Source organism: Azospirillum sp. TSO35-2, from assembly GCF_003116095.1.
Taxonomy (GTDB): Bacteria; Pseudomonadota; Alphaproteobacteria; order Azospirillales; family Azospirillaceae; genus Azospirillum.
Map to the genome: position 1 here is coordinate 258,873 of NZ_LGRA01000022.1, position 12,166 is coordinate 271,038.

The 12,166-nt window shown below is 70.5% G+C and carries 10 protein-coding genes; 6 read left to right on the forward strand and 4 right to left on the reverse strand.

Annotated elements, in window-relative coordinates:
• Position 1: 1 nt before the first annotated feature.
• Both TSO352_RS31075 and TSO352_RS31080 read right to left on the reverse strand, forming a co-directional pair.
• Positions 2-628: a transcriptional regulator gene (locus tag TSO352_RS31075; RefSeq protein ID WP_109111143.1), complete on the reverse strand. Its 627-nt coding sequence runs from the start codon at positions 626-628 to the stop codon at positions 2-4.
• Positions 629-674: 46 nt separating this feature from the next.
• Positions 675-2,843 carry an ATP-binding protein gene (locus TSO352_RS31080; RefSeq protein ID WP_247872558.1) on the reverse strand — a complete coding sequence of 723 codons (2,169 nt, stop codon included), beginning with the start codon at positions 2,841-2,843 and terminating at the stop codon, positions 675-677.
• Between the two features lie 267 nt (positions 2,844-3,110).
• On the opposite strand from TSO352_RS31080, the gene TSO352_RS31085 reads away from it, so the two are divergent.
• The 5 genes from TSO352_RS31085 (at position 3,111) to TSO352_RS31105 (ending at position 7,106) form a co-directional block, all read left to right on the forward strand.
• Complete coding sequence (locus tag TSO352_RS31085) at positions 3,111-3,545, forward strand: response regulator (protein ID WP_109111145.1); 435 nt, start codon at positions 3,111-3,113, stop codon at positions 3,543-3,545.
• Positions 3,546-3,721: 176 nt separating this feature from the next.
• Positions 3,722-4,387: an exopolysaccharide biosynthesis protein gene (locus tag TSO352_RS31090; RefSeq protein WP_109111146.1), complete on the forward strand. Its 666-nt coding sequence runs from the start codon at positions 3,722-3,724 to the stop codon at positions 4,385-4,387.
• Between the two features lie 26 nt (positions 4,388-4,413).
• Entirely contained in the window at positions 4,414-5,718 is a 1,305-nt protein-coding gene (locus TSO352_RS31095) for a hemolysin family protein (RefSeq protein ID WP_109111147.1), read from the forward strand.
• A gap of 47 nt (positions 5,719-5,765) precedes the next feature.
• On the forward strand, positions 5,766-6,218 hold the full coding sequence (locus tag TSO352_RS31100) for a MaoC family dehydratase (RefSeq protein ID WP_109111148.1): 453 nt from the start codon (positions 5,766-5,768) through the stop codon (positions 6,216-6,218).
• 66 nt (positions 6,219-6,284) lie between these two features.
• The gene (locus TSO352_RS31105; protein ID WP_109111149.1) at positions 6,285-7,106 is read left to right on the forward strand and encodes an FkbM family methyltransferase; all 822 of its coding nucleotides are present in this window, start codon (positions 6,285-6,287) and stop codon (positions 7,104-7,106) included.
• Positions 7,107-7,127: 21 nt separating this feature from the next.
• On the opposite strand, the gene TSO352_RS31110 is transcribed toward TSO352_RS31105, so the two are convergent.
• Complete coding sequence (locus TSO352_RS31110) at positions 7,128-8,054, reverse strand: response regulator (RefSeq protein WP_109111150.1); 927 nt, start codon at positions 8,052-8,054, stop codon at positions 7,128-7,130.
• A gap of 4 nt (positions 8,055-8,058) precedes the next feature.
• Complete coding sequence (locus tag TSO352_RS31115; RefSeq protein ID WP_109111151.1) at positions 8,059-11,541, reverse strand: ATP-binding protein; 3,483 nt, start codon at positions 11,539-11,541, stop codon at positions 8,059-8,061.
• A 194-nt stretch (positions 11,542-11,735) separates the two neighbouring features.
• On the opposite strand from TSO352_RS31115, the gene TSO352_RS31120 reads away from it, so the two are divergent.
• A complete protein-coding gene (locus TSO352_RS31120) occupies positions 11,736-12,149 on the forward strand; it encodes a DUF1636 domain-containing protein (protein WP_109111152.1) in 414 nt (137 codons plus the stop codon).
• Positions 12,150-12,166 lie beyond the last annotated feature (17 nt).

Here is a 12,166-nt window from a genome sequence, read left to right on the forward strand (position 1 = left end):
GTCAGGACGTTGGCCGCAGCCGCTGATAGTGGGCGAGGAAGTCGGCCAGCGCCTCTTCCGGACCCAGCGGCTGGATGGTGGCCTCGTCGGGCGCCGGCAGGTCGCGCCAGTTGACGCGGTGCGGCGCGCAGAGGTCGCGCAGCTCGGTCGCCAGCGCCCGCTGGTCGGCCAGCTTGACCGCCTTCGGCTCCGGGTGGCGGAAGCCGAAGCGTTCGGCCAGCGCGCGCTTGATCGGCTCCACCGCCTGGCGGATCACCTCGCGGCCGATGCGCGCCTTCCACGGCGTCGGCCAGTCGCCGGTGAAGGCCTCCTCGCTGTCGTGCATCAGCGCGTCGTAGGCGTAGCCCTCGGGCGCGAGGCGGCTGGCCAGGACGCAGTGCTGGGCGACGCTGAAGAAGGTCCGCGTGTTGCCGACGAATCGGCATTGGTAGGCCAGCGGGCGGGCGATGTCCTCGATGTCGAACGGGGCGAAGTCCGGCTCCTCCAGATCCACGGTGCGGCCGGAGTAGGTGATCATGACCGCCGTCGGCTCGGGCACGTCGAGCAGGTCGAACTGGTCGGGGTGCGAAACACGGGGCGACGCGCTGCGCCGCCGTGGCGTGGGTTTCGGCGTGGCTTTCTTCAACATCGGCATCCTGTAGCAAATTCGCCGGCCCGCCCTCAATGGCCGGCCCTCAACCCTCTCCGGCCGTGGGTTCGCACACCAGGCGGTTGGTGGCGGCGACCGTGGTTTCCAGCAGCGGCAGCAGGGCGGCGACCTTGTCGGTGTCGGCCGGCTGGTCGTTGATGGCGCGGGCGATGGCGGCCATGCGCGGCGCCCCGAAATTGGCGGCCAGCCCGACCAGCGTGTGGGCCGCCTGCTTCAACTCCTGCGGCCGGCCGGCCTGGAGCGCCGAGCGGATGGCCGTCAGCTCGCGCAATGCCGTTTCCGGCAGGAGCTGCAGCATGCCGTCCACCGCCTCGCCGCCCAGCGCCAGCCGCAGTTCCGCCTGCTTCACCCGGTCGATCAACGGCAGGCCGGCGAAGCGGTTGCCGTCGGGGACCGGCCGGGTCGGCATCGGCACCACGCGCCCCTCGCTCGGCCGGGTCGCCAGGTCGACCAGCACGGCGTTCAACTGCTCCCAGTCGATCGGCTTGGTCAGGTAGGCGTCGAGCCCGGCGGCCATGTGGCCGTCGCGGTGTTCGGGCAGGGCGTCGGCGGACAGGCCGACGATGGGGATGCGCGCCACCGGCCCGGTCATCCGCCGCAGCGCCCGCGCGGTCGACCGCCCGTCCATCACCGGCATCTCCATGTCGAGCAGCAGCGCGTCGTAGTCGGCCGTCTGCACGGCGTCCAGCACCGCCCGGCCGTCGTTCACCGCGTCGATGCGGTGGCCGATGCGCGTCATCATGGCGGTGATCAGCATGCGGTTGATGTCGTTGTCCTCCGCCAGCAGCAGGCGCAGGGCCACCGGCGTGGTCACCGGCTCGCCGCCGGAGGCGGGCAGCGCCGACTGCGCCGCCAGATCGCCCAACGGCGCCGCGTCGGCCGTCCGCGACCGGATCGAGAAGCGGAAGGTCGTGCCGCGGCCGGGCGTGCTCGACACGGTGATCTCGCCCCCCATCGCCTCCACCAGCCGCTTGCAGATCGCCAGCCCCAGCCCGGTCCCGCCGTATTTCCGGCTGGTCGAGACGTCGGCCTGGACGAAGGCGTCGAACAGCCGCGTCCGCTGGGACGGCGTCAGGCCGATGCCGCTGTCCTGCACCTCGAAGCGCAGCGTGATCGGCGCCGGCCGCGCCGCGCCCTCCGCCGCCCCGACGCCGGGCGGGCCGGCGGGATCGGGAGCAGGGCAATCGGGGGGCGGATCGGGCGACCACACCGCGATCTCGATGGCGCCGCGGTCGGTGAACTTGATGGCGTTGGACACCAGGTTGAACAGCACCTGCCGCAGCCGGGTGGGATCGCCGCGGATGTGGCGCGGCGTGTCGTCGGCGATGGAGGCGGACAGCGTCAGCCCCTTGGCCGCGGCGCGCACCAGGAACAGCTGGACCACGTCCTCGACCAGCCGGGGCAGCGAAAAATCGATCTCCTCCAGCGTCAGTTGCCCGGCCTCGATCTTCGAGAAGTCGAGCACGTCGTTCAGGATGGTCATCAGCGTGTCGGCCGACGAGCGCAGCGTCCGCACGAAGGCCTTCTGCTGGTCGGTCAGCCCGCTGCCCATCAGCAGGTCGCCCATGCCGATCACCGCGGTCATCGGCGTGCGCAGCTCGTGGCTCATCATCGCCAGGAAGCGCGACTTGGCGCGGCTGGCGTTCTCGGCGGCGATGCGGGCCTCCTCCGCCTCCTCGCGGGCGCGGTCCAGATCCTCGGCCAGGGCGAAGGTCTCCGCCGCCAGCCGGGTCAACTGGTCCCGGGCGTCGCGCAGCTCCTGCTCCGACCGGTGGCTGCGGGTGACGTCGGTGTTGGACCCGACGATCCAGCGCGGGCGGCCGTCGGGGCCGGGGAGCGGGCGCAGCGTCAGCGCGTTCCAGAAGCTGGAGCCGTCCTTGCGGTAGTTCAGCACCTCGACCGAAATCGCGCGCCCGTCGTCCAGGGCGGCGCGGATGTCGGCGACGGTGGCGGGATCGGTGTCGGGCCCCTGGAGGAACGACGGGTTGCGGCCGATCACCTCCGCGGCCTCGTACCCCACCATGTCGAGGAAGGCCCGGTTGCAATGGACCACCGGATGATCGGGCCGCGTCGCGTCGGTCACCACCAGCCCGGCGCCGCTGGCCTCCATCACGGCGGCCAGCATCGTGGCGTCCGGCGGTACGCCGGAACCGGAAGGCTGGGCGCCGGGGGCGGCGGGCGGCGGTGCGGTCACGGAACGGGCCGTCCTTTTGCGTGGGTGGGCGATCCGGGGTGGACCGTCTTCACGTCAGGATAGGACGTTGCCGGGCCGATTGCCACGCCGCCGCGGGCGTTGGGGCCGGGCGAAAGAGGTGGGACTACCGTTCGTGCAGGCGTTTTTATAGAGTCTGAACCGCGGGCGTGTTGTTTTGTTAACGACTGTGCAAGGATGCATTGCCAAGACTGTGGCATCCGATGGAAGGACGATCGTCGGGCGAACTCAGCCAGAGTGGAGAGCGTCATGGTGGCCGAGACTGGCACTGGAACCCGTCGCATCCGGACCATTCACGACCTGGGCGTGCTGCTTATCGAGGACGACGACTTCACGCGCAAGCTGATCGCGCGGCTCCTGCAGGACATCCGGGTGCGGGTGGTGTTCGAGGCGGCGGACGGCGTGCAGGCGCTCGACATCCTGCGCAAGAACGGCGACGACGTCGATCTGGCGATCTGCGACCTGGAAATGCCGCGGATGAGCGGGCTCGACCTGCTGCACGCGCTGCGCACCGCCACCGGCAACCCGCTGGCCGACCTGCCGGTCGTGGTGCTGACCGGCCACCGCGAGGCCGACATGGTGAAGCGGGCCATCGCCTACGGCATCTCCGGCTATCTGGTGAAGCCGGTGTCCAAGGCCGACCTGATGAAGCGCCTGACCTTCGCCATGCAGAAACGGCAATAGGACGGGGTCGGGGCAGGCCGGGGTTCCCCCCGCATGCGCCCTTCAACCCGCGCTGGCGCTCGGGCCGCCCTTCCTGTAGAAGGGAGATCACCGCCGTTGCGCTGCGAAAGGTCCATGGGTTTCAGCCATCCTTCGCCCGGCCCGCTCCGATCCCGTTTCCGGCATCGGGGAGAGCCGTGAGCAAAGATCGACCTCCCGGGTCGTCCGACGCCCCTCCTTCCGGTGCGGACCGGTCCTGCGCGCGCGTTTCGGACCTGCTGGACGACTTCCTGCTGCGTGGCCCTGGCGCCGGCGACCGCATTTCCCTGGCCGAGGTGATGGACGCGCTGGGCGACCGTGCCTTCGGCGCCCTGCTGCTGATCCTGTCGATTCCCAACGTCCTGCCGGTGCCCGGCCTGTCCACCGCGACCGGCGTGCCGATGATCCTGATCGGGGCCCAGATGGCGCTGGGCCGGCACGGCCCCTGGCTGCCGCGCCGCATCCTCGCCACCAGCTTCGACCGCGGCGCCTTCCTGGGGGTGATCCGCCGGGCCAAACCCTGGGCCGACCGGGTGGAACGCCATCTGCGCCCGCGCCTGCCGGCGCTGGCCGGGCCGTCGGCCGAACGGGTCCTCGGGGTGGCGGTGATGGTTCTGGCCATCGTGCTGTCCCTGCCCATCGTCTTCGGCAACCAGCCGCCGGCCCTGGCGATCGCGCTGATCGCGCTGGGGCTGATGGAATCGGACGGTGCCTTCGTGGCCGCCGGCCTGGTCGCCGGCGTGCTGTCCATCGCCATCGTCGCCGCCGTCCTGCTCGGTCTCGGGCAGGCGGCGGTCGCCGTGGCGCAACAATTGATCGGTTGAGGGAGCGCCCGCGCGGGCATATCGCCATGGTTTGGGAACTGTTGGTCATCGTCCTGCTGATCCTGCTCAACGCCTTTTTCGCAATGTCGGAAATGGCGCTGGTGTCGGCGCGACGCGCCCGGCTTCAGCAGATGGCCGAGGAAAAGGGCGGCGACGGCGCCCGCATCGCGCTGGAGCTGTCGGAGGACCCGAGCCGCTTCCTGTCGACCGTCCAGGTCGGCATCAGCGTGACCGGCATCGTCGCCGGCGCCTATGGCGGCTCCACCCTGGCGGAGCGGCTGGGCGAGGTGCTGGACCGCGACGTCGCCTGGATCGCCCCCTACGGCCACACCGTCGCCTTCGTGCTGGTGGTGGCCGCCATCACCTACTTCTCGCTGATCATCGGCGAGCTGGTGCCCAAGCGGATGGCGCTGGTGTCGGCGGAACGCATCGCCACGCTGGTGGCGGGGCCGATGCGCACCGTGTCGCGGCTGGCCGCCCCGGTGGTCTGGCTGCTCGGCGCGTCGAGCGACGCGGTGCTGAAGCTGCTGCGCCTGCCGACCTCGCGCGAGCAGACGGTGACGGAAGAGGAGGTCAAGACCCTGATCGCCGAAGGCACGCAGAGCGGCGTCTTCGAGCCGGCCGAACGCCAGATGATCGAGGGGGTGCTGCACCTGTCGGACCGCACCGTGCGGTCGATCATGACGCCGCGGCCGGACCTGATCTGGCTGGACATCAACGACCCGCCGGAGATCGTCGGGCGCGAGATCTGCGACAGCGGCTATTCCCGCTTCCCGGTCTGCCACGGCGACGTCGACGAGGTGCAGGGCATCGTCTCGGCCAAGGCGCTGCTCGACCAGTCGCTGAACGGCATCGCCTTCGACCTGAAGGCGGCGATGACCCGGCCGCTGGTGGTCCATGACGGCACGCCGGTGCTGCGGCTGCTCGACCTGTTCAAGCAAGCCAGCATCCACATGGCGGTGGTGGTCGACGAATACGGCAGTGTCGAGGGCATCGCCACCATGACCGACATCCTGGAGGCCATCGCCGGCGACCTGCCCGAGGACGGGCAGGAGGGCGACGCCGCCGCCGTCCAGCGCGAGGACGGCAGCTGGCTGGTCGACGGCATGACCCCGGTCGAGGAGATCGAGGCGCTGGTCGGCGTCAAGAACATGAAGGGTGAGGGCGATTTCCACACCATCGCCGGCTTCCTGCTCGACCGCTTCGGCCACGTCCCGACCGCCGCCGAGCATTTCCACTGGAACGGCATCCGCTTCGAGGTGGTCGACATGGACGGCCGCCGCATCGACAAGGTGCTGATCCAGCTGAACCCCGAGGTGTCGGAGGGCTGACGCCGGCCGCGCGGGGACGCCAACGAAGCAAAACAGGGAGAGAGACGATGCCCGGCCGCCATTTCGAGGATTTCCGCGTCGGCGACGTGATCCTGTCGGAGGGGGCGACCCTGACCGAGAGCCAGATCCTGGATTTCGCCCTGCGCTACGACCCGCAACCCTTCCACATCGACGTGGTGGCGGCGGCCGACGGGCCGTTCCAGGGGTTGATCGCCAGCGGTTTCCACACCCTGTCGCTGACCTTCCGCCTGCTGCGCGACACCGGCATCATCACCGGCACCAGCCTGGGCGGCTCCGGCCTGGACGAGCTGCGCTGGCTGAAGCCGGTCCGCCCCGGCGACACCATCCGCGTCCAGGTCGAGGTGGCGGAGACCAAGCCGTCGCGCCGCGGCGACCGCGGCACGGTGCGTCTGGCCTACACCACGCTGAACCAGCACGGCGAGACGGTGATGACCTGCTTCATGACCCACATCATCGCAACCCGGTCGGTTGCGGTCTGACACTCCCCGTCGACCGGACCGGGCGCCCCGGCTATGATGGCGCCCTCAGGATGCGGGGAAACCGGGATGCTGCCGAACGCGAACGTCGTCGACACGGAGATCGGCCGCTTCCTGCTGTTCGATTCGGTGGATTCGATCTCCCAGCACCTGCGCCGGCGCGGCACGTGGGAGCCGGTGACGCTGATGATCGCCAAGGCCCTGGTGGCGATGGGCGGGCGGAACGGGACCGTCATCGACGGCGGCGCCAATGTCGGCGCCTTCACCATTCCCATCGCCAGCGCGTTCCGCGACCGCTGCCGCGTCGTCAGTTTCGAGGTGCAGCGACCGGTCTACCACCTGCTCTGCGGGGCGATCGCGCTGAACGGGCTGGACAATGTGCTGGCCCACAATCTGGCGCTGGGCAGCGCGATGGGGCTGGTCGACATCCCCGTTCCCGATTACCGCACCGACGCCAACCTGGGCGCGCTCAGCCTCGACCCGGCGGTGCGCCGCATCCGCCGCGAGGCCGGGCAGGGCTGCCACACCGACACCGAGGGCGTGCGGGTGGAGCAGGCCAGCATGGTGCGGATCGACGATTTCGCCATCGACGACCTCTGCCTGCTCAAGCTCGACGTCGAGGGCATGGAGCTGGCCGTCCTGCAGGGCGCCGGCGAGACGCTGCGGCGCTGCGGCTACCCGCCGCTGCTGCTGGAGCTGTGGGATCCGGACATGATGCCGGCGATCCGCGACTCCCAGCAGGCGCTGCTGTCGCACCTCGGCAGCCTCGGCTACAACCTGACCGCCATCGGCGAAACCGCCGTCGCCCAGCACATCGGCCAGCGCTCCGTCCTGACCTTCCATGTGGAGGACGACGGCCACCGCATCGCCATCCGCGAGGTCGTGCGCTGACGCTCAGGCCCGCGCCGCCGCCTAAGCCCGCGCTGCCAGCGTGCGGATCGCCAGCGCCGCCGCCGAGGCGCGGTTCTCGACGCCCAGCTTGGCGAAGACCTGCTCCAAGTGCTTGTTCACCGTGCGCGGGCTGATCCCCAGGATCTCGCCGATGTCGCGGTTCGGCTTGCCGTTGGCGGTCCACAGCAGCACCTCCGCCTCGCGCGCGGTCAGGCCCAGCGCGTCGCGCAGGATCGCTTCCTGCCGGCCGGCGGTCGGCTCGCTCAGCCGGAACAGATACTCGTCCGGGTTGGCCGGGCTGAGGTAGGTGAATTCCAGCCGCCGCACCGCATCGCCGTCCGGCAGCTCCAGCGCGAAGGGCTCGGCGGACCCGGCCGGGGCCTGGCGCAGCCGGGTCAGTCCCTGCGCCAGCGTCGCGGCCAGCGGCGGGCGGCAGCCGTCCGCGCCGGGCATCAGGCCGGCCAGCAGCCGCTCGGCCTGCGGCGTGCACCACAGCAGCCGGCCCTCGCCGTCGGTCGCCAGCAGGAAGCGGCCGGTGGCGTCCAGCGCGGCGCGGGCGCCGTAGGCGACGCGGGCGTTGGTCAGGTGGACGCGGATGCGGGCGATCAGCTCGTCGACGACGATCGGCTTGGTGACGTAATCGACGCCGCCGGCCTCCAGCCCCTTCACCACATGCTCGGTTTCGCTGAGGCCGGTCATGAAGATCACCGGCAGGTGCGACAGATGCGGGATCTGCTTCAGCCGCCGGCAGGTCTCGAAGCCGTCCAGGCCGGGCATCACCGCGTCCATCAGGATCAGGTCGGGGGTGATCTGGTCGAGCAGCTCCAGCGCGCTTTCGCCGTCGATGGCGACCAGCACGGTCAGGTCGGCCTGTTCGATGGCCTCCGTCAGGAATCCCAGCGTGTCGGGGGTGTCGTCCACCACCAGGATCATGTCGCGGCGTTTCATCGTGTCACGGTCCTGTCCCTTGCCCCGTTTGCGGCACCGTTGGCCGGGCCGCCGTCTGATCCAGCGCCCGCATGTAGCCCTTCAGGTCGAAGGCGCGCACCAGGGCGCGCAGCCGCTCGACGAAGAGCAGGGCGCCGGCGTCTTCCGCCTCGATCTCGCGCAGCTTGGCCTCGATCCCGCGAATGTAACCGATCCGGCCGAGCTGGCGCAGGTCGTCGATGTGACGCAGCGCCGATTCCGGCGGATGGCACTCCGGTCGATGATCAGCGGACGCACCGGCATCCGCCACCGCGCCCCCGGTTTTTTCCGCCGGGCGGTCGCCGTCCACCGCCATCACCGGCTGGGCCGCCGGCTCCGGCGCCGGCTCGACCGCGTGGATCCATTCCAGCCCGGTCAGCGCCTGGATGCGGTCGAGCAGGGCGTGGATCTCGATCGGCTTGGCGACGAAGGCGTCGTGCGGCGCCCGGCCGTCGCCCGGCCCCTGCATTTCATAGGCGTTGGCCGACACCATGATGATGCGGATGGCGTCGGCGCAGCGCCGGCGCAGCGCCTCGGCGATGTCCCAGCCGCTTTCCCCGGGCATCGAGATGTCGAGCATGGCGAGGTCCGGCTTGCACTGCGCCGCCAGCTCCAGGCAGCCCGCCGCGTCCGAGGCGATGAACAGCACGAAGCCCAGCGGCCGCAGGATGTCGGTCATCAGCGCCAGATGGTCGCGGTCGTCGTCGGCCAGCAGCACCTTGATCGGCGGCCCGGCATAGCCGGTGATGGCGCGGCGCTCCACCTCCTCGCCCGGCTTGTGCATCGCCTCCGACAGCAGCAGGCGCACGGTGAAGACGCTGCCCTCGCCCGGCCGGCTGCGCAGCGCGATGTCGCCGCCCATGATCCGGGTCAGCACCCGCGTGATGGTCAGCCCCAGCCCGGTGCCGGCCACCGCCCGCACCGCGGCACCCCGCCCGCGCTCGAACGGTTCGAACACGCGGTCCTGATCCTCCTCGCGGATGCCGATGCCGGTGTCGACGATCTCGAACTCGGCGATCTGGCTGCGGTAGCGGACGTTCAGCGCGACATGGCCGGATTCGGTGTATTTCACCGCGTTGGACAGCAGGTTGATCAGGATCTGGCGCAGGATCTTGCTGTCGGTGTGGACGTAGGCCGGCAGGTGCGGCACCCGGGCGTAGCGGAACTCCAGCCCCTTGGCGCTGGCCTGGATGCGGAACATGTCGGCCAACTGGTCGAGGAACTCGATCAGCTTGACCTTGTCGCGGCTGAGCCGGCGCAGCCCCGATTCGATCTTGGAGATGTCCAGCAGCCCGTCGATCAGGTTCGACAGATGGTCGGCGCTGCGGCGGATGACGCGCACCGCGTCCTGCGGCCGTTCGGTCCGGTTGCTCTCCAGCAGCTGGGCATAGCCGGAAATCGCGTTCAGCGGCGCCCGGATCTCGTGGCTGACGCCGATGATGTAGCGGCTCTTGGCGGCGTTCGCGGCCTCCGCCACCTCCTTGGCCTTCTGCAGGGCGGCGTCGGTGCGCTCGTGCGCGGCGATCTCGTCCATCAGCATGGCGGTCTGGCGGGCGGTCTCCTGCTCCGCCTTGTGGCGGCTCTCATGGGCCAGCACCAGCAGCCAGGCGGCGACGCCGGACAGGATGAACAGGCAGACGAAGACGGCGAACAGCGCGGTGTGGATGGCGGCGCGCTCGGCGGCGTCGGCGTTGGTGTACTGGAAGCCGATCACCAGCAGCACGCCGCCGATCACCAGCGAGAACAGCGTCATCACGCCGACGAAATGACCGGCGCGGGTGTGGACGCCGACCGCCATCCGTTTCGGCAGCACCCCTTGCAGGAAGCGGGCGATCTGGTCGGCGAAGCGGCTGTCGGTCTTGCACAGATCGTGGCAGCGCGCCTCCAGCGTGCAGCACAGCGAGCAGATCGGCCCGTCATAGGCCGGGCAGAAGGCCATGTCCGGACGCTCGAACCGGTTCTCGCAGATCGAGCAGCGGATCTCGGCGGCGTCCGCCGGCAGGCCCGGCGACTGGCGGGCGAGGTAATAGCGCCCCCCGGTCTTCCAGGCGATCAGCGGCGCCGCGGTGAAGGCGACCACCAGCCCGACGAAGGGCGCCAGCGCCTGGGCCACCGGCCCGAGCAGCCCGAAGAAGGCGGAGGTGGAGCACAGCACCGACAGCCCCATCGCCCCGACGCCGACCGGGTTGATGTCGTAGAGGTGGGCGCGCTTGAACTCGATCGGCCGCGGGCTGAGCCCCAGCGGCTTGTTGATGGCGAGGTCGGCGGCAACCGCCCCCAGCCAGCCGACCGCGACGTTGGCGTAGAGGCCGAGGATGCTCTCGATGACACCGAGGATGCCGATCTCCATCAGCAGCAGCGCCAGCAGCACGTTGAACACCAGCCAGACGACGCGGCCGGGGTGGCTGCGGGTCAGGCGCGAGAAGAAGTTCGACCAGGCGATCGAGCCGGCGTAGGCGTTGGTGACGTTGATCTTGATCTGGCAGACCACGACGAAGACGCCGGTCAGCGCCAGCGCCACCCCCGGCGAGCCGAAGACGTCGAGGAAGGCCATGTGGTACATCCGCGTCGGCTCCGCCGCCTCCGCCGCCGACAGCCCGTGCTTGATGGCGAGAAAGGCGAGCAGCGAGCCGGCGACCAGCTTCAGGCTGCCGATCAGCACCCAGCCCGGCCCGCCCGCCAGCATTGCCGCCCACCAGCGCGTCCGGCCGATGCGGGCCGCCGGCGGCAGGAAGCGCAGATAGTCGACCTGCTCGCCGATCTGCGGCAACAGCGACAGCAGCACCGACGCCGCCATGCCGAAGGGCAGCAGCGCCAGTCCGCCGCCGGAGTTTCCATAGGCGCCCGGCAGCGCCATCCACTCCGCCACCGTCCCGCCGTCGAGCAGCCAGAGATAGGCCAGCGGCACGCACTGCAGCAGGATCCACACCGGCTGGGTCGCCCACTGCATGCGGCTGATGACGCGGATGCCGTAGACCGCGATCGGGATCACCGCCAGCGAGCTGACGACATGGGCGAGCCAGGCCGGGATGCCCAGCACCATGGTCAGCCCGGCCGACATGATGCTGGCCTCGATCGAGAACAGGATGAAGGTGAAGGAGGCGTAGACCAGCGAGGTGATGGTGGACCCGAGATAGCCGAAGCCGGCGCCGCGGGCGAGCAGGTCGATGTCCACCCCGGCCTTGGCCGCGTGGTAGGTGATCGGCAGCCCGACCAGGATGCTGAGCACCGCCACCGCCAGGATCGCCGCCATGGCGTTCTCGAAGCCGTAGGCCAGCGTCACCGCCGCGCCGATCGCCTCGCAGGCCAGGAAGGAGATGGCGCCGAGCGCCGTGTTGGCGACCCGCCACGCCGTCCAGCGCCGCGCCCGCTCGGCGGTGTAGCGCAGCGCGTAGTCCTCCAGCGTCTGGTTGGCGGCGAGCTGGTTGTACTGCCGGCGTTCACGGACGATCCGTTGCCTCGCGCTCATCCCCGTCCGCCACTCCGACCCATCGTCATTCCCCCGTCACCGCCACCGCCCCGCATCGTCGGAAGTTTGCCCGCCCTTGGCAAGCCGCATCCCCCGGAAAAGGCGCCGGTTGACAGCACCCCGCCCCGCCGTTAGCTCTCCGGCGGGCCGGCCCGTCGCCGTCCACGCCTCCTGATCGTTGCGAAAGCGGTTCCATGCCCACCGACCATGACTCCGTCGAGCTTGTCGTCTGCGAAACCTGCCGCCGTCCCGACGATCCGCCCGACGCCGTCCGGCCGGGTGCGGAGCTGCTGGCGCTGATGGAGCGGGCGTTGGCGGCCGACCCGGCGCTGGCGCGGTCGGTGCGGCTGCGGCCGATGCGCTGCCTGATGAGCTGCCGCCGCCCCTGCGCCGTCGCGGTGCGCTCGGCCCGGCGGATGAGCTATGTCCTGGGCGACCTGCCGCCGGACGACGACGGGGTGGAAACGCTGGCCGCCTATCTGCGCGCCTACGCGGCGACGCCGGATGGGATCGTTCCGTTCAAGCAATGGCCGCAGGGCGTCAAGGGTCGTTTCGTTTCCCGCATGCCGCCGCTCGACGTGCCGGCCGCCGAGGACGGCGCCGTCTGACCGCCCCCCTCTGAGAG